Annotated in this window: 14 protein-coding genes; 6 read left to right on the top strand and 8 right to left on the bottom strand. The window is 69.8% G+C overall.

Going from position 1 to position 18,020, the window contains the following annotated elements:
• Positions 1 to 13: 13 nt before the first annotated feature.
• Genes ABD932_RS35590 through ABD932_RS35580 form a run of 3 tightly spaced genes read right to left on the bottom strand, consistent with a single transcriptional unit; the run spans position 14 to position 3,734 of the window.
• Entirely contained in the window at positions 14 to 868 is an 855-nt protein-coding gene (locus ABD932_RS35590; protein ID WP_345019355.1) for an FAD binding domain-containing protein, read from the bottom strand.
• The gene (locus ABD932_RS35585) at positions 865 to 3,267 is read right to left on the bottom strand and encodes a xanthine dehydrogenase family protein molybdopterin-binding subunit (RefSeq protein ID WP_345019354.1); all 2,403 of its coding nucleotides are present in this window, start codon (positions 3,265 to 3,267) and stop codon (positions 865 to 867) included. The genes ABD932_RS35590 and ABD932_RS35585 overlap by 4 nt, the downstream gene beginning before the upstream one ends.
• Positions 3,264 to 3,734, bottom strand: a complete 471-nt coding sequence (locus ABD932_RS35580) for a (2Fe-2S)-binding protein (RefSeq protein ID WP_345019352.1) — start codon at positions 3,732 to 3,734, stop codon at positions 3,264 to 3,266. The genes ABD932_RS35585 and ABD932_RS35580 overlap by 4 nt, the downstream gene beginning before the upstream one ends.
• Before the next feature lie 279 nt (positions 3,735 to 4,013).
• On the opposite strand from ABD932_RS35580, the gene ABD932_RS35575 reads away from it, so the two are divergent.
• The 4 genes from ABD932_RS35575 to ABD932_RS35560 all read left to right on the top strand — a co-directional run bounded on the left by ABD932_RS35575 (position 4,014) and on the right by ABD932_RS35560 (position 10,076).
• A complete protein-coding gene (locus ABD932_RS35575; protein WP_345019351.1) occupies positions 4,014 to 6,020 on the top strand; it encodes a GTP-binding protein in 2,007 nt (668 codons plus the stop codon).
• A gap of 144 nt (positions 6,021 to 6,164) precedes the next feature.
• On the top strand, positions 6,165 to 8,024 hold the full coding sequence (locus tag ABD932_RS35570; protein ID WP_345019349.1) for a cellulase family glycosylhydrolase: 1,860 nt from the start codon (positions 6,165 to 6,167) through the stop codon (positions 8,022 to 8,024).
• Between the two features lie 64 nt (positions 8,025 to 8,088).
• Positions 8,089 to 8,877: a MerR family transcriptional regulator gene (locus ABD932_RS35565; protein ID WP_345019347.1), complete on the top strand. Its 789-nt coding sequence runs from the start codon at positions 8,089 to 8,091 to the stop codon at positions 8,875 to 8,877.
• On the top strand, positions 8,874 to 10,076 hold the full coding sequence (locus tag ABD932_RS35560; RefSeq protein ID WP_345019345.1) for a glycosyltransferase: 1,203 nt from the start codon (positions 8,874 to 8,876) through the stop codon (positions 10,074 to 10,076). Before ABD932_RS35565 ends, ABD932_RS35560 begins: the two co-directional genes overlap by 4 nt.
• Here the strand turns inward: ABD932_RS35560 and ABD932_RS35555 are convergent, their stop codons facing one another.
• The gene (locus tag ABD932_RS35555) at positions 10,077 to 11,327 is read right to left on the bottom strand and encodes a YncE family protein (protein ID WP_345019343.1); all 1,251 of its coding nucleotides are present in this window, start codon (positions 11,325 to 11,327) and stop codon (positions 10,077 to 10,079) included. It abuts the gene before it with no gap.
• A 185-nt stretch (positions 11,328 to 11,512) separates the two neighbouring features.
• On the opposite strand from ABD932_RS35555, the gene ABD932_RS35550 reads away from it, so the two are divergent.
• Positions 11,513 to 12,175, top strand: coding sequence for a TetR/AcrR family transcriptional regulator (locus tag ABD932_RS35550; RefSeq protein ID WP_345019341.1), 663 nt, complete (start codon positions 11,513 to 11,515; stop codon positions 12,173 to 12,175).
• A 30-nt stretch (positions 12,176 to 12,205) separates the two neighbouring features.
• Here ABD932_RS35550 and ABD932_RS35545 read toward each other — a convergent pair whose 3' ends face one another.
• Entirely contained in the window at positions 12,206 to 12,535 is a 330-nt protein-coding gene (locus tag ABD932_RS35545) for a PepSY domain-containing protein (protein WP_345019339.1), read from the bottom strand.
• Positions 12,536 to 12,647: 112 nt separating this feature from the next.
• Positions 12,648 to 13,856, bottom strand: a complete 1,209-nt coding sequence (locus ABD932_RS35540; protein ID WP_345019826.1) for a glycosyltransferase — start codon at positions 13,854 to 13,856, stop codon at positions 12,648 to 12,650.
• Positions 13,857 to 14,057: 201 nt separating this feature from the next.
• On the opposite strand from ABD932_RS35540, the gene ABD932_RS35535 reads away from it, so the two are divergent.
• A complete protein-coding gene (locus ABD932_RS35535) occupies positions 14,058 to 16,022 on the top strand; it encodes an RICIN domain-containing protein (RefSeq protein WP_345019338.1) in 1,965 nt (654 codons plus the stop codon).
• Here ABD932_RS35535 and ABD932_RS35530 read toward each other — a convergent pair.
• Both ABD932_RS35530 and ctaD read right to left on the bottom strand, forming a co-directional pair.
• The gene (locus ABD932_RS35530; RefSeq protein ID WP_345019336.1) at positions 16,019 to 16,360 is read right to left on the bottom strand and encodes a hypothetical protein; all 342 of its coding nucleotides are present in this window, start codon (positions 16,358 to 16,360) and stop codon (positions 16,019 to 16,021) included. The genes ABD932_RS35535 and ABD932_RS35530 overlap by 4 nt on opposite strands.
• Positions 16,357 to 17,985 (bottom strand): aa3-type cytochrome oxidase subunit I, encoded by a 1,629-nt coding sequence (gene ctaD / locus ABD932_RS35525; RefSeq protein ID WP_345019335.1) that lies wholly within the window; start codon positions 17,983 to 17,985, stop codon positions 16,357 to 16,359. Before ctaD ends, ABD932_RS35530 begins: the two co-directional genes overlap by 4 nt.
• Positions 17,986 to 18,020: the final 35 nt, after the last annotated feature.

Genomic DNA, 18,020 nt, shown 5'->3' with positions numbered 1-18,020 from the left:
CGGTGATCGTCGCTCACCCCATCCCGGCGGCCGCCAGCACCGCCCGCTTGGTGAGCACCCGTGCCAGATGGGCCCGGTACTCGGGCGAGGCCGAGCTGTCCTGGGTCGGCCGGGTGCCCTGCGTCGCCTCCTGGGCGGCCTGCGCGACCGCGTCCGGATCACCGGCGCCGGACAGCGCCTCCTCGGCGGCCGCCGCCCGCAAGGGGGTCGTGCCCATGTTGGTCAGCCCGACCCGCGCCTCGGCGATGTGCCCGTCGCCGCGGCGCACCAGCGCGGCCACGCCGACGATCGGCCAGGCCTGGGCGATCCGGTGGAACTTCTCGTAGCGGAAGCCCCAGCCGTCCGCCTTCGGGATCCGGACCTCGACCAGCAGCTCGTCGGGCTCCAGCGCGGACTGGAGATAGTCGACGAAGAACTCCCGCGCCGGGATCGTGCGCCGCCCGCGCGGCCCCTGGGCCACCAGCTCACCGTTCATCACCAGCACCACCGCGGGCAGGTCCCCGGCGGGGTCGGCGTGTGCGAGCGAGCCGCCGAAGGTGCCGCGATGCCGTACGGCGGGGTCCGCGACCGTGGAGGTGGCGGCGGCCAGGAGCCCCGCGTGCCGCCGGACCAGCGGATCCGCGATGACGTCGTGGTGCGTGGTCATCGCGCCGATGACCAGGGTGTCGCCGTCCTCCCGGACCCCGCGCAGCTCGGGGATCCGGTTGACGTCCACGACGAGCTCCGGGAAGGCCAGCCGCAGCCGCATGAGCGGGAGCAGGCTCTGCCCGCCGGCCAGCACCTTCGCGTCCTCGCCGGCGTCCGCGAGCGTGCGTACCGCCTCGTCGACGCTGCTGGGACGGGCGTACTCGAATGCGGCGGGAATCATGCCGACGCCTCCTTCCCGGACCGAGCCGAGGAACCGGACTGATCGGACCGACCGGACCGAACGGCCTGCCAGACCCGTTCCGGTGTGCAGGGCATCCGGATGTCCTGGACTCCGAAGGGCCGCAGGGCGTCCACGACCGCGTTGACCACGGCCGGCGTCGAGGCGATCGTGCCCGCCTCGCCGACCCCCTTGACTCCGAGCGGGTTGGAGGTGGCCGGTGTCTCGGTACGGTCGGTGACGAACTCGGGCAGGTCCGGGGCGCCCGGCACCAGGTAGTCGGCCAGCGTGCCGGTGACCAGGTTGCCCTCCTCGTCGTACACGGCCTCCTCGTAGAGCGCCTGGGCGATGCCCTGGGCGATGCCGCCGTGCAGCTGGCCCTCGACGATCATCGGGTTGATGACCTTGCCGACGTCGTCGACGCACACGTACGACCGGATGTGCACGGCACCCGTCTCGGTGTCGACCTCGGCCGCGCACAGATGGGTGCCGTGCGGGAACGAGAACGTGTCGGGGTCGAGGACGTGCTCGGCGTTGATCGACGGTTCCATGCCGTCGGGCAGGTCGTGCGAGGAGAAGGTCGCGAAGGCCACCTCCTGGATGGTCTTGCGCGCCTCGGGCGAGCCCTTGACGGAGAAGACGCCGTCCGCGAAGTCGACGTCCGCCTCGTTGGCCTCCAGCAGGTGAGCCGCGACCTTGCGGGCCTTGTCCACCACCTTGCGCGCCGCCTCGTGGACGGCGACACCGCCGACGACGAGCGAGCGCGAGCCGTAGGTGTCCATGCCATGGGGGGCCAGCATGGTGTCACCGTGCATGACCTCGACGTCGTCGAACGGCACCCCGAGGGCGTCGGCGGCGATCTGGCTCCAGGAGGTCACATGGCCCTGGCCGTGCGGGCTGGTCCCGGTGATGACCTCGACCTTGCCGGTGGGCAGCACCCGGATGCTCGCCGCCTCCCAGCCGCCCGCGGCATAGCGCATCTCGCCCAGCCAGCGGCTCGGCGCGAGGCCGCACATCTCGGTGTACGTGGACACGCCGATGCCGAGGCGTACGGTGTCCGCGTGGTCGACGCGGTCCGCCTGCTCGGCGCGCAGTTTGTCGTAGTCGAACAGCGCGAGCGCCCTGTCGGTGGCGGCCTCGTAGTTGCCGCTGTCGTAGGTGAGCCCCGCGATCGTGGTGTACGGGAACTCCTCGTGCCGGATCCAGTTGTGGCGCCGCAGGTCGACGGGGTCCATGCCGAGCTCGGCGGCCAGGTCGTCCATGATCCGCTCGATCGCGAACGTCGCCTCCGGGCGGCCCGCTCCGCGGTAGGCGTCGATCGGGGTGCGGTTGGTGAAGACGCCGGTGCAGGAGAACTCGTAGGCGCCCATCTTGTAGATCGCCGGGTACATGGAGGCGCCGAGGATCGGGATGCCCGGGCTGAGCAGCATCAGGTAGGCGCCCATGTCGGCCAGCAGCGAGACCTTCAGGCCCAGCACGGTGCCGTCGCGGCGGGCGGCGACCTCGATGTCCTGGACCTGGCTGCGGCCGTGGTGGGTGGCGACGTTGGCCTCGGAGCGGGACTCGGTCCACTTCAGCGGCCGGCCGAGGCGCCTGGCCAGCACCAGGGTGATCACTTCCTCGCCGTACACCTGGAGCTTGGAGCCGAATCCGCCGCCCACGTCGGGGGCGACGACGCGGATCTTGTTCTCCGGGATGCCGGTGGTGACGGCGAGCAGGACCCGCAGGACGTGCGGGATCTGGGTGGAGGAGTAGAGCGTGAACTCGCCGGACGCGGCGAGCGGGGTGACCACGACGGCGCGCGGCTCCATCGCGGTGGGGATGAGGCGCTGCTGGTGGTAGCGGCGGGTCACGACGACGTCGGCCCGGGCCTTGGCGGCCGCGTAGTCGCCGTCGGACGTGCGGTAGTCGTAGCAGCGGTTGGTGCCCTTGTCCGAGTGGACCAGCGGGCTGCCCTCGGCCAGCGCCCCCTCGATGTCCAGGGCGGCGGGCAGCGGGGTGTAGTCGACCTCGACGGCCTCCAGCGCGTCGGCGGCCGTGTACCGGTCGCGGGCCACCACCACGGCCACCGGGTCACCGGCGTAGCGCACCTCGTCGACGGCGATCGGCGGGTGGTCCGGCACCACGGTGCCCTCGGCGACGGGCCACGCGCAGGGCAGGGACCCCATCGACTCCGCGACGTCGCGTCCGCTGAACGCGGCGATGACTCCCGGGCGTTCGAGCGCCGCAGAGACGTCGACGCGGTCGATCCGGGCGTGAGCCATCGGACTGCGCAGGATCGCCAGGTGCAGCAGTCCGTTGACGCTGATGTTGTCGGTCCAGTTGGTCTGCCCGGTGATCAGGTGCGCGTCCTCCTTGCGGGTCCGGGCGCGGCCGACCTCCCGCTCGGTCGTCTCGGTCATGCCGTGACCTCCTCCTCGGAGGCGTCCAGGACCGCCCGGACGATGTTCTGGTAGCCGGTGCAGCGGCAGATGTTGCCCTCCAGCCCATGACGCACCTCGTCCGGCGTGGGATGCGGGTGCTCGCGCAGCAGATCGCGGGCGGCCATGATCATCCCCGGGGTGCAGTAGCCGCACTGGAGCGCGTGCCGCTCGTGGAACGCCCGCTGCAGGGCCGTCCACTCGCCGTCATGGGCGAGCCCCTGGACGGTGGTCACCTCGCTCCCGTCCGCCTGGACGGCGAGCACGGTGCAGCTCTTGACGGCCGTGCCGTCCAGCTCGACCGTGCAGGTCCCGCAGTTCGAGGTGTCGCACCCGATCGGGGTCCCGGTCAGACCGAGGCGGTCGCGCAGGTAGTGGATCAGGAGGAGACGGGGCTCCACGTCGTCCTCGTAGGTCGTGCCGTCCACCTTCAGCGAGATGTGAGTCATGTGCCCTCCAAGGGCCGTTCGGGCGGGAATGGAGAAGAAACATCGGCCGAACGTGATGTACGTCACTCTATGGCGGCGGCGGTGACGCGGCGAGTGCTGCGGCAAGGGCCGCGACGGGGTTCGTTGAGCGTTAATCCATTGCTTGTGCGGGCCCGGTCCTGCTGCACTGCACGGGTCCGTCGTCACTCGAGATCGTCACCCAAGAAGGAGCAGCAATGCGCACTGCGTTCATGTCCACCCCGGAAGGAATGACCCCCTCATCGAAGGACATGACGCTTCGTGCACTTGCTCAACCTCGGGATCCTCGCCCATGTCGACGCCGGTAAGACCAGCCTGACCGAACGCCTGCTGCACACCGCGGGCGTGATCGACGAGATCGGCAGCGTCGACGCCGGGAACACGCAGACCGATTCCCTCGCGCTGGAGCGGCAGCGCGGCATCACCATCAAGTCCGCCGTCGTCTCCTTCACGCTCGACGACGTGACGGTCAACCTCATCGACACCCCGGGCCACCCGGACTTCATCGCCGAGGTGGAGCGGGTGCTCGGCGTCCTGGACGGCGCCGTGCTGGTCGTCTCGGCCGTCGAGGGCGTCCAGCCGCAGACCCGGGTGCTGATGCGCACGCTGCAACGGCTGCGCATCCCGACCCTCGTCTTCGTCAACAAGATCGACCGACGCGGCGCGCGGTACGACGCCGTCCTGCGGGCCGTCTCGGAACGGCTGACGTCGGCCGGGGTGCCGATGGGCACGGCCCACGGCCTGGGCACGCGCGACGCCCGGTTCGTCCCGGGCCTCGCCCCTTCGGCACTCGACGTCCTGGCCGACCACGACGACGAACTGCTGACGGCGTACGTCGAGGAGACGCTCTCGTACGACCGCCTCCGCGCCGCCCTCGCCGACCAGACCCGGCAGGCGCTGGTCCACCCGGTGTACTTCGGGTCCGCCGTCACGGGCGCCGGAGTGGCGGAGCTGGTCGGCGGGATCAGGGAACTGCTCCCCGCCGCGGACGGCGTCGCCGAGGGCCCGGTCTCGGGCACCGTCTTCAAGGTCGAGCGGGGAGCGGCGGGGGAGAAGGTCGCCTACGCGCGGATGTTCTCCGGCACGCTGCGCACCCGTGACCGCATCCGCTTCGGCGCCGCGGGAGAAACCGGCGACACGGGCGCCCTCGGTGACTCCCGTGCGGAGGGCCGGATCACCGCGATCAGCGTCTTCGACCAGGGCACGGACGTGACGAACGACCAGGTGGCGGCGGGCCGCATCGCCAAGCTGTGGGGCCTGGCCGACATCAGGATCGGCGACGCGATCGGCGAGCCCCGCAAGGCCTACGGGCACCACTTCGCGCCGCCCACCCTCGAAACGGTGGTCGACCCGGCGGGCGGCACGGATCGGCGGGCCCTGCACCGTGCCCTCACCCGCCTGGCCGAACAGGACCCGCTCATCGACCTGCGCCACGACGAGGTACGGCAGGAGACGTTCGTCTCCCTCTACGGCGAGGTGCAGAAGGAGGTCATCCAGGCCACGCTCGCCGACGACTTCGGCCTCGACGTCACCTTCCGCGAGACGACGCCGCTGTGCGTCGAGCGGCCGGTCGGCCCGGGCGCGGCGGTCGAGTTCAACAAGAAGGACGCGAACCCGTTCCTCGCCACGGTCGGCCTGCGTGTCGACCCGGCGCCGGTCGGATCCGGAGTGGAGTTCCGCCTGGAGGTGGAGCTGGGCTCCATGCCGTACGCCTTCTTCAAGGCGGTCGAGGACACCGTCCGCGAGACCCTCGGCCAGGGCCTGCACGGCTGGCAGATCCCCGACTGCACGGTCACCATGACCCATTCCGGCTACTCGCCCCGGCAGAGCCACGCCCACCAGGGCTTCGACAAGAGCATGTCCAGCACCGGCCAGGACTTCCGCGGTCTGACCCCGCTGGTCCTGGTCGAGGCGCTGCGCCGGGCCGGCACCCAGGTCCACGAGCCGATGCACCGCTTCCGCCTCGAGGCCCCGACCGACACCCTGGCCGCCCTGCTGCCGGTACTGACCAGGCTGCGCGCGGTGCCGCAGAGCACGCAGACGCGGGGCGAGACCTGCTCGCTGGAGGGCTCGGTGCCCGCGGCCCACGTGCACGAACTGGAGCAGCACCTACCGGGGCTCACGCGCGGCGAGGGCGAGCTGGAGAGCGCCTTCGACCACTACGCACCCGCCCCACGCGGCACGCTCCCGGGACGTCGGCGCACCGACCTCAACCCGCTGAACCGAAAGGAGTACCTGCTGAACCTGACGCGCAGGGTCGGGAGCTGAGAAGTCTCCTGCGGTGGGTCGGGGAGGCTCGTGAGGAACTCGGTCTGTCCAGCGAGGGATGAGACCCGGGTGGTGGCCGAGACTGAACTTACTCCAGAGTCAGGGGTGTTGACTGTGTCCTGAAATCACCGGACTGTAGTGGACATGCCGAACATACGGTCGCGACTGCTGGTTGTCCTGGTCGTCCTCTTCGGATCCCTGACGGTGGCGGGCCCCACTCCCGCCACCGCCGCCACCCTTCCCGGCTCCCTCTGGTTCGACGAAACCCCCCTCACCGTGCAGAACGGCCGCTTCGTCGACGGCAACGGCCGTGAGGTCGTGCTGCGCGGCTACAACGTCTCCGGCGAGACGAAACTGAAGGAGAACAACGGTCTGCCCTTCGCGTCGACCGCCGACGCGAAGAAGTCCGCGACCGCGCTGCGCGCGCTGGGCGGCGGCAACTCGGTGCGCTTCCTGCTCTCCTGGGCCTACGCGGAGCCCGTGCGCGGCCAGGTCGACACCGCCTACCTAGCGAAGGCCACCGACCAGATGCGCGCGTTCCTGGACGCCGGGATCCGCGTGTACCCCGACTTCCACCAGGACCTCTACTCCCGCTGGCTGTTCGACGCGGACAGCTGGTACACCGGCGACGGCGCCCCCAAGTGGGCGGTCGACCTCGGTGACTATCCCGACGAATACTGCGGGATCTGCCCGTTCTGGGGCCAGAACATCACCTCGAACGAGGCCGTGAAGCAGTCGACGTACGACTTCTGGCACAACGAGTACGGCCTCCAGGACGCCTTCCTCGACACCGCCCAGAAGGCGATGGCGTATGTGAAACAGAACCTCACCGCCGCCCAGTTCACGGGCGTCGTCGGGTTCGACCCGTGGAACGAGCCGCACGCCGGCACCTACGACACCGGCCAGACCAGCCGGACGTGGGAGAAGGACGTGCTGTGGCCCTTCTACGTCAAGTTCCGCGCCCGCATGGACGCGGCGGGCTGGCAGGCCAAGCCGGCCTTCGTCGAGCCCACCCTCTTCTGGAACGCCAACATTGACTTCCAGAAGGAGGAGGGCGGACTGCTCGACGCCGGCACCCTCGGCCCGCGCTACGTCTTCAACACCCACTTCTACGACCAGAAGGCCATCTCCGGCGTCTTCATGTGGGGCAAGGCCGAGGACGGGCAGTACGTGGGCGACTTCGGGACCGTCCGCGACCGCGCCTCCGCCACCGGGACGACCGCGATCATCAGCGAGTTCGGGCACCCGCTCACCGGATCCGTCTCCGACAAGGCGCCGACGGTCTACAAGGCGATGTACCAGGCCCTCGACTCCCGGGTGAAGGGCGCGAACTGGTGGTCGAACCCGGCGGGCTCCGGCCCCGTCCTCTCCGGCTCCCAGTGGCAGTGGGACATCTACAACGGCCGCCACCAGGAGCTGATGAACGACAACCCGGACAAGGTGCAGACCGACGGCGACGCCTGGAACGGCGAGGACCTGTCCGCCGTACGCCTCGACGACTCGGGCACAGCGGTGCTGCGCCAGGACGCCCGGATGCTCGACCGGATCTACCCGAGCGCCACGTCCGGGACGACCGTCGCCTTCACCTACGAGGACCGCTCACGTGACGGCAACACGACCCTGACCTGGAACCCGGTGCCGAGCTCACTGCCGAACGTGGCGCAGCTCGTGGGATCGGGCCAGTACGGGTTGCTGGTGTGGCGCTCGAACAGCGGCACGGCGCCCACCGAGCTGCACCTTCCGGCGTCCTTCCCGACCGGGTCCACGACCGTGGTCTCCGACCTGGGCACGGCGTACGCGCCGCCGTCGTACACCTCGACGACCCCGGTCGGTGTCGCCGCGGAACCGGGCGGTACGGGCAGCCGCCGCCTGTTGCTCACCGACGCGGACTCCGGCGTACTGCACTACGCGCTGGTGACGAACGGGGCGAGCGCACCTTCGACCGCTCTGCTGAACGCCGCACGATCCGAACTCTCCGCATGGGCCGCGCGAACCGTCGGATAGAACCGCCGTTTGACCCTCCCCTTACGTCAGGCCGCACGCTGTACCTCGACGAAAGGGCAGGTGAATGAGCTACTCCGTGGGGCAGGTCTCGGCCTTCGCCGGGGTGACCGTGCGCACGCTGCACCACTACGACCGGGCGGGACTTCTTTCGCCCAGTGGTCGCAGCGGCGCCGGTTACCGGCTGTACAGCGACGCCGATCTGGCCAGGCTCCAGCAGATCCTCTTCTACCGCGAACTCGGCTTCCCCCTCGACGAGATCGCCGAGATCCTCCAGGACCCGCAGGCGAATGCCCTGGAGCATCTCCGGGCCCGGCTGCGGCAGTTGAGCGAGGAGATCGGCCGGCTGCAGCGCCTGGCCGAGGTCGCCGAGCAGGCCATCGAGGTCCGGCAGACGGGCGTGGAGCTGACCCCGGAGGAACGCTTCGAGGTGTTCGGCGAGATCAGCTTCGACCTCAGCTACGCCACCGAGGCCCAGCTCAAGTGGCAGGACTCGGCGGGACATCGGGAGTCGATGGCTCGCGCAGCCGCCCATACCAAGGAGGACTGGCGGCAGCTGATGCGTGAGGCCGCCGCCTGGCGCGTGGAACTGCTCGCTTCCTTCGACGAGGGGGAGCCCGCCGACGGCGAGCGGGCCATGGATCTCGCCGAGGAGCACCGCCTGCACATCGCCCGCTGGTTCACCACCTGTCCGCCCGACATGCACCGGCGCATCGCGGACGACTTCGCCGCCGATCCGCGCGCCTTCGCGCTCGTCGTACCGCCGTCGCAGCAACGGCCGGGCCTCGCCGCCCACCTGTGCAAGGCCGTCCACGCGAACGCGGCCCGCCGGGCGGACCCCGAGGAGGACAGATGAGGATCCTGATCGCCGCCGCCGGATCGCGGGGTGACGTGGCTCCGTACACGGGCCTGGGGGCGGGCCTGCGCGCGGCCGGGCATGATGTCACCCTGGCCACGACCGACGCTTTCGCGCCCCTTGTACGGGAGGCCGGCCTGGAGTTCAGAGGGCTGCCCACCCGCCCGCAGGCCCACGGCGGAGTCGAGGGCAGACGTGAACTGATGCGCACCGCGGCCGCGTACGTCACCGAACTCGGCCGGGGATTCGCCGACGTGGTGGACCCGGGCACCAACCTGCTCCTGCTGTCGGTCACCACCGCACCGCTCGGCCGGCACGTGGCCGAGGCCATGGGCATCCCGACCGTCGACGCGTACCTCCAACCCACCGCCCCGACCGGCGACTTCCCGCCCAACGTCATGGGCACCCGCTCCCTCGGCCGCCTCGGCAACCGCACCGCGGGGCGCATCGCGCTGCGCATGGTCGACCGCGTCTACACCGAGGCCGTCACCGAACTGCGCCGCCGCCTGGACCTGCCACCGCGGACCCCTGCCGAGACACGCCGTCGGCAGGAGCGGGCGAACCGGCCCGTGCTGCACGGCTTCAGTACGGCGCTGGTGCCGCGTCCGTCGGACTGGCGCGAGGGTCTCGACGTCGTCGGCACCTGGTGGCCGTACGTCGCGCCGGACCGTCGGCTGCCCGCCGAGGTCGAGGACTTCCTCGCGGCCGGGGCGCGCCCGGTGTTCATCGGCTTCGGCAGCATGGCGGCCGGGCACGGTGAGCGGCTGAGCGAGATCGCGGTCCGTGCGCTGCGCCGCGCCGGGGTGCGCGGCATCGTGCAGGCGGGCAGCGCCGGACTCGGGTCCGACGGCGGAGACGACGTCCTGAGCATCGGCGACGTACCGCACGCGCTGCTGTTCCCGAGGGTGGCCGCGGCGGTCCATCACGCCGGGGCGGGCACCGCGGCGGCGGCCCTGCGTGCCGGGGTGCCCGCGATCCCGGTGCCGGTGACGGCGGACCAGCCGTTCTGGGCGGGACGGCTGGCGTCGATCGGCGCGGCCACCGCGCCGATCCCGTTCGCCGCCCTCACCGTCGAGCGGCTCGCCGACGCGCTCGGTCGGGCCGTACGGCAGCAGACGTACGCCCGTGCCGCCTCGGTCGCCGCGCGGCACATGGCGACCGAGGACGGGGTGGGTGCGGTGCTCAAGGCGCTGAGCTGATCAGCTCACCGAGGGGCCGGTCCAGTCGGCCGGCACATGGGCCAGCCGGACCCGCTGCGGATGATCGCCGACCGGGACGGACACCGTCTTGCGCCCCGTGGCGAAGTCGATGGCGGTGACCTGGTCGGTGCCGCTCTCGGAGACCACGCAGGACTTGCCGTCACCGCTGACGGTGGCCCAGTAGGGCTTGGAGGCGGTGACGAGCGGGCCCTCCTGGAGGGTGGTGCGGTTGACGACGGTTGCGTAGTCGTCCATCGTGCCCGCGACGCACAGCTTGCTGCCGTCCGGGCTCATCGAAATGCCGTGGTGGCGCGAGTCGTTGACGAAGGTGGTGCGGTCGTCGCTGGTCGCGGGGTTCTTCGGCAGGGTCTTGGTGCGGGTGATCTTGTCCGTGGCCAGGTCGTACTCGAAGAAGCCGTTGAAGAACGACACCTGGAAGTACAGCTTCGACTCGTCCGGCGAGAACACGGCGGGCCGTACCGCGTCGGAGAAGTCCGTCAGACCGATCGCGTCGAGGCGCGGACGCATGTCGATGACCTTGACCTGCTGGTACGTCGTCGCGTCGACGACCGTGATACGCCGGTCGCCCTTCGTCCAGTCCAGCCAGGGGGCGTCGGTCTGCGTGTTCACGTCGCCGATCGCCATGTTGTAGATGTACTTGCCGTCCTGCGTGAAGATGTTCTCGTGCGGCTTGTCGCCGGTCGCGAACTTGCCCAGCTCCCTGCCCGTGTCGATGTCCAGCACATGCACGGTGTTCGAGGTCGAGGCCGACACCGCGACCCGTTTGCCGTCGGGGGAGACCGCCATGTGGTCGGCGCGGTAACCGGACACGGGGAAGCGCCAGTTGATGTCACCGGTGGCCAGGTCGATGGACACGACATCGGCGAAGCTCGGCCGGGAGACGACCATCGACGTGCCGTCGGGAGTGGAGTACATGTCGTCGACGAACTGGTCGTGACCCTCGCCGACGCTGTTGCGGATCGCCATGAAGTAGATCCACTTGATCGGATCGGCGTTGATCTCCGCCATCCGCTCGTCCTTGTCGGGGACGACATTGATGCGACCGATCTTCGCGAAGTCACCGGAGGACTTGATGACATCGGCGGTGCCGTCCCAGTTGTTGCCGACGAACATCACCTCACGCAGGGCGGCGGAGGAGTCGGCGGCGGTGGCGACGGTCGCGGGGGCGGTGACGGTCAGGGCGAGGGCGGCGGCTACGGAGCACAGGTGCCTGGGTCTGATGGCAGGCATGACTGCTCCCTTCCTCTCGGGTGGGTTTCATGAGTGGGGCATGCCAAGAGCAGAGCTGCTGCGGATCTGAACACAAGCGGTTTCAGAATCAACTTACTGAAAAGTAAGGAAGGGGTGCCCTTCTCCACAAGACCGCGGACACGACAAAATTGGCCGTCGGGTCGGTGAGGTGGCGGGAGGACAGTGTGGCGGGCAGGCTCAAGGCGCCCACCGGCCGCTACGGCGGCAAGTCGGCCGAGGAGCGACAGGCCGAGCGACGGCGCCGCTTCCTGGACGCGGCGCTCCAGTTGTTCGGCGACAGCCCCGGCTACCGGGGCACGACCGTCGCGGCGCTGAGCGAGGCCGCGGGCCTGTCGACCCGTCAGTTCTACGAGGAGTTCCGCAGCCTGGAGGACGTCCTGGCCGCCCTCCACCTCCAGGTCAACGGGTGGTCGGAGGAGGCCGTGCTGGCGGTGGCCGCCGACGTGGTCGACCGGCCGCTCGCCGAACGCGCCACCGCGATCTTCCGCGCGTACGCCGCGAACGTCACCGCCGACCCACGCCGCATCCGCATCACCTTCGTCGAGATCGTCGGCGTCAGCCCGCGCCTGGAGGAGCAGCGCCTCGCCCGCCGCGCCCAGTGGATCGACCTGGTCTGCGCCGAGGTGGCGGCCGCCGTCGCCCGCGGGGAGGCGGCACCTCGCGACTACCGCCTCGCCGTGACCGCGTTCATCGGCAGCGTCAACGGTCTGCTGCACGACTGGAGCGCGGGGTGGGTGGACGCGACCCTCGACGAGGTCGTCGACGAGCTCGTCCGTCTGCTCCTCGGCATCCTCCAGCCGGCGGATCCGCGGGTCGCCGGGGCCTGAGCGGGTCGTTGCCTGCGGTGCCCTCGAGGGTCAGTCCTTGTCGTTCTTCTCGTTCTCGCTGTCCGCCTCGGTGCTGATGACCTTGAAGTCCTTGTCGAGGTGGACGTCGCTCTGCTTGCCGCTGAGGGTGACCTCGACCTCGTAGTACCCGTCCTCGTCGCCGACCTCGGTGTCCGTGACCTTGCCGCCACCCATGTGCGCCAGCGCGGCGGCGCTCGCCTTCTCCAGTGCGACCCCCGTGATCGGCTTCTCGGTGGAGTCGTCGTCCCCACTGGCGGTGGCCACGGCGAGCCCGGTTCCGCCGCCTATGAGCGCGGCCGAGATCACGCCTGCGACGATCCACTTGCCCTTGCGCTTCATGTCCACTCCCTGTGCCGCGCGGTGCCGTGCCCGCTCTGCCGTGCGGTCCGACCTGCGGTTCCAGGATGCGATGCCCCCGCTGAACGCACGCTGAATGAAGCTGAACGATGGTTCAGCCGAGCCGGTTCACCGCATCGAGTACGGGAGCCACCCCGTCCTCGTCCCGCAGCCCCTCGGCCAGAGCCCGGGCGCGACGGGCGTAGGACGGATCGCCGGTCGCCTGCCGTACGGCCGCCGTGAGCGCCTCGGCCGTGAACCTCCGCAACGGTACGGCCCGGGGCGCCACGCCCAGCGCGACCAGGCGGCCTGCCCAGAAGCCCTCGTCGAACTGGACCGGCACGGGGACGGCCGGCACCCCGGCGCGCAGTCCCGCCGCTGTCGTGCCCGCACCGCAGTGGTGGACCACGGCGGCCATCCGCGGGAACAGCGCGGAGTGCGGTACGTCGTCGATGGTCAGGACGTCGTCGCCGGTGGCCTCCAGCCCGCCCCACCCTCGCTGGATCACCCCGCGCAGCCCGGCCCGCCGCAGCGCGCCCGCGACCTCGGCGCTCAGCCCCGCCGCATCGGGCACGGTCGCGCTGCCCAGGCCCACATAGACCGGCGGCGGGCCCGCGTCCAGGAAGTCCCGCAGTTCGGAAGGGAGTTGAGCCGCACCGTCGTACGGCCACCAGTAACCCGTCACTTCCAGGTCCTGGTGCCAGTCGCGCGGCCGGGGGACCACCAGGGGGCTGAAACCGTGCAGCACGCGGCCCGTTCGGGTGCCGGGAGCTCCGCGGCGAGACAGCCCGAGCCTCGCCCGCACGTCCGGTACGGCCGCCGAGAAGACGCGCTCGATGGCCAGGTTCACGCCGTGTCCGGCGATGCGGTTGCCAGGGCCTCCCCAGGAGCGGCCGCCGAGTATCGGGGGCCCGAACTCCCGGGTGGGGGCCAGCGGTTGCAGCGGGAGGTCGATGCTCGGCAGCGAAAGGCCCTCGGCGATGGCCTGTCCCAGTGGTGCGGTGGAGGCTGCCAGGAGCAGGACGTCACTGGACCGCGCGGCCGTCAGCATGGCGTCGGTCATCTGCCCGGCCAGGGCGCGCGCCAGCGCGACCACGCGCACGAGCTTGCCCACGCCGGTCGCGCTCGTGTGCAGGCTCCGCCCGCGTGGGGACTCCAGCTCCGCCCGTGGATCCACCGGCAGCGGATGGAAGCGTACGCCCGATCCCGCCACGAGCCGTTCGAAGCGGCCGTGGGTGACCAGGGTGACCTCGTGTCCGTCCCGGGACAGGGCGTGCCCGAGGCCGGTGTAGGGGGCCACATCGCCCCGGGAGCCCGCCGTCATGATCGCTACGCGCACTCGGCCAGTATGGCGGTGCGGGCGGTCCTGTGCGCCAACGGGACGTGGGAAAAGGCGACTTCAGGTCTGTCCCGGCCGTTGACTTCACCCACGCGTGGCTCTAATTTCGGCGCGACATGTTCGATGTGCCGAATTGAGTTCGAAATATCGGACGAGCTGAGTGTTTCTCCCGCACTTAGGAGCCGCATGTACCCCCCGCCCCGCATGAATCCCGTACGCCGCCTCAGATCCGCGGCCGTACGCGCCCTCGTCCTGGTGCTCGCCGCGACCGCGGCCCTGCTGTTCGCGGGGCCCGCACCGGCCCAGGCGGCGACGACGTCCCGTCAGATAGCCGTGCCCACGGCCCCGATGGGCTGGGCGTCCTGGAACGCGTTCGCCGCGAAGGTCGACTACAACGTCATCAAGCGGCAGGTCGACGCGTTCGTGGCCGCGGGTCTGCCCGAGGCCGGCTACGACTACATCAACATCGACGAGGGCTGGTGGCAGGGCACCCGTGACAGCGGCGGCAACATCACCGTCGACGAGGCGGAGTGGCCCGGCGGCATGAAGGCCATCGCCGACTACATCCACAGCAAGGGTCTCAAGGCCGGCATCTACACCGACGCCGGCAAGGACGGCTGCGGCTACTACTTCCCGACCGGCCGCCCGGCCGCGCCCGGTTCGGGCAGCGAGGGCCACTACGAGCAGGACATGCTCCAGTTCTCGCGGTGGGGCTTCGACTTCGTGAAGGTCGACTGGTGCGGCGGTGACGCCGAGGGCCTCGACCCGAAGACGACCTACCAGGCGATCAGTAACGCGGTGTCCGCCGCGACCGCAACGACCGGCCGCCCGCTCGCCCTCTCCCTGTGCAACTGGGGCTACTCCAACCCCTGGAACTGGGCGCCGGGCATGGGACCGATGTGGCGGACGAACACGGACATCTTCTTCCACGGCGGCACACCGTCGTACGGCAACGTCCTCACCGCCTTCGACCGCAACATCCACCCCACGGCCCAGCACACCGGCTATTACAACGACCCCGACATGATGGTCGTCGGGATGAACGGCCTGACCGCCGCCCAGAGCCGCAGCCACATGAGCCTGTGGGCGATCTCCGGCGCCCCGCTCCTCGCCGGCCTCGACCTCACCACCCTCACCACCGAGACGACGAGCATCCTGACCAACCCCGAGGTCATCGCCGTCGACCAGGACCCACGCGGCCTGCAGGGCGTCAAGGTCGCCGAGGACACCTCCGGCCTCCAGGTCTACGGCAAGGTCCTCTCCGGCAGCGGCAACCGTGCCGTCGTCCTCCTCAACCGCACCTCGACCACGCAGAACATGACCGTCCGCTGGTCCGACCTCGGCCTGACCAACGCCTCCGCGACCGTCCGTGACCTGTGGGCCCGCCAGAACGTCGCCACGACCGGCACGAGTCACACCACCAGCGTCCCGGCAGGCGGTTCCGTGATGCTCACCGTCACCGGCGGCACCGAGCAGTCCGCGAGCACGTACAACGGCACGTCGAGCTTCTCCGGAGTGGTGGCGGGCAGCGCCGGTCTGAAGACGGTCGAGGTCTCCTACACCAACAACACCTCCACCGCCCGGACCGCCACCCTCACGGTCAACGGCCAGACCTCCACCAAGGTCTCCTTCCCGCCGACCGGCTCGAGCCCGGGCAACATCTCCGTCAACGTCTCCCTCTTCAAGGGCAGCACCAACACGATCTCCTTCTCCGGCGCCCCGACGCTCGAAGGCATCGTCGTGCGGCCGCTGCCCGGCAAGAACGGCACGCTGATCATGGGGACCGGGTCCGGCCGCTGCGTGGACATCAACGACAACACCATCGCCAACGGCACCGACGCCCAGCTGTGGGACTGCGGCGGCGGCCAGAACCAGGTGTGGCAGTACCACAGCTCCCGCAAGGAACTGGTGGTGTACGGAAACAAGTGCCTCGACGCCTACAACCAGGGCACCACCAACGGCACCCGGGTCGTCATCTGGGACTGCAACGGCCAGAACAACCAGAAGTGGAACCTCAACAGCGACGGCACCCTCACCAACGTCAACGCCGGGCTCTGCCTCGACGCCTACGGCGCGGCCACGGCCAACGGCTCGAAGCTGGTGCTCTGGGCCTGCAACGGCCAGAACAACCAGAAGTGGACGGTGAGCTAGCCCAGGCCCAGGCGAGGCACGACGCCCACGACAAGGCAACCGAAAGCCAGGGCGCAGGTCAGCAGCCAGCCGGCCAGCAGACGGCGCCGCAGGCCACGGTAGGTCGCCTCGTACTCGTCCCGCAGTCTCCCGGCACGCACCGCCGTGTGCTGCCAGGAGGCGCGGGCGAGTGCGAGGTATTCCGCCTCGAACCGCCGCTCCACCTCGCCGCGCTGAGCGTCGGTCAGCCAGTCCAGCGGCGCGCTGAATCGCGCGGCGGCCGTACGGCCTTCCTCGCGGGTCGCGGCGAGCAGCAGATGCCCCTCGATGTCGTTGAGGAACTTCTCCGTGATGCTCACAGTGAGGTCAACTCCCTCTCCGGCGCGGGGGCGTGATGCAGATCGAACGCCGGGGACTCTGATCGGATCCGCGGCAGGGCGACGAAGTTGTGCCGCGGCGGCGGGCAGGAGGTCGCCCATTCCAGGGAGCGGCCGTAGCCCCAGGGGTCGTCGGCCTCGACTTTCTTGCCGTACTTCGCGGTCTTCCAGATGTTGTAGAAGAACGGCAGGAGGGACAGCCCGAGCACGAACGAGAACACCGTCGACAGCGAATTGAGGGGCGTCAGCCCCTCCACCGCCAGATAGTCGGGAATCCGGCGCTGCATTCCGTTCACGCCCAGCCAGTGCTGGACGAGGAACGTGCCGTGGAAACCGATGAACAGCGTCCAGAAGGTCATCTTGCCGAGGCGCTCGTCGAGCATCCTGCCGGTGAACTTCGGCCACCAGAAGTGGAATCCGGCGAACATCGCGAAGACGACGGTGCCGAAGATGACGTAGTGGAAATGAGCCACGACGAAATAGGTGTCCGACGTCGGGAAGTCCAGGGGCGGTGAGGCGAGCATGACGCCGGTCAGGCCGCCGAAGACGAAGGTGATCAGGAATCCGAAGGCCCAGAGCATGGGAGTCTCGAAACTCAGCGAGCCGTTCCACATGGTGCCGATCCAGTTGAAGAACTTCACGCCTGTCGGTACGGCGATGAGGAACGTCATGAAGGCGAAGAACGGCAGGAGTACGCCGCCTGTGACGTACATGTGGTGCGCCCACACGGTCACGGACAGACCCGCGATCGCGATGGTCGCCGCGATCAGACCCATGTAGCCGAACATCGGCTTGCGGGAGAAGACCGGGATGACCTCGGAGATGATGCCGAAGAACGGCAGGGCGATGATGTACACCTCTGGATGGCCGAAGAACCAGAAGAGGTGTTGCCACAGCAACGCTCCGCCGTTGGCCGAGTCGAAGATGTGGGCGCCGAACTTGCGGTCCGCCTCCAGCGCGAACAGCGCGGCGGCCAGCACCGGGAAGGCGAGCAGGACCAGCACACCGGTCAGCAGCACGTTCCAGGTGAAGATCGGCATGCGGAACATGGTCATCCCGGGGGCGCGCATGCAGATGATCGTGGTGATGAAGTTGACCGAGCCGAGGATGGTGCCGAAGCCGGAGAAGGCCAGGCCCATGATCCACATGTCCGCGCCCACACCGGGACTGCGGACCGCGTCGGACAGCGGGGCGTAGGCGAACCAGCCGAAGTCGGCCGCGCCCTGCGGGGTGAGGAAGCCGCCGACCGCGATGAGCGAGCCGAACAGGTACAGCCAGTAGGCGAACATGTTCAGCCGGGGGAAGGCCACGTCCGGCGCGCCGATCTGCAGCGGCATGATCCAGTTCGCGAAGCCGGCGAACAGCGGCGTCGCGAACATCAGCAGCATGATCGTGCCGTGCATCGTGAACGCCTGGTTGAACTGCTCGTTCGACATGATCTGCAGACCAGGACGGGCGAGCTCGGCGCGCATGAGCAGCGCCATCACGCCGCCGATCACGAAGAACGCGAACGACGTGACGAGGTACAGCGTTCCGATCGTCTTGTGGTCGGTGGTGGTCAGCCACTGGACGGCCCTGACCTTCTTGGCGTTTCTGATCGTCTTCACGCCCCGCCTGTGTCCGGCGTTCGACCGGAGGTCAC

It is taken from the genome of Streptomyces shaanxiensis, assembly GCF_039537145.1.
Taxonomy (GTDB): Bacteria; Actinomycetota; Actinomycetes; order Streptomycetales; family Streptomycetaceae; genus Streptomyces; species Streptomyces shaanxiensis.
The sequence above is the reverse complement of the archived record's forward strand: the minus strand, read 5'-3'. Positions and strand labels throughout refer to the sequence as shown.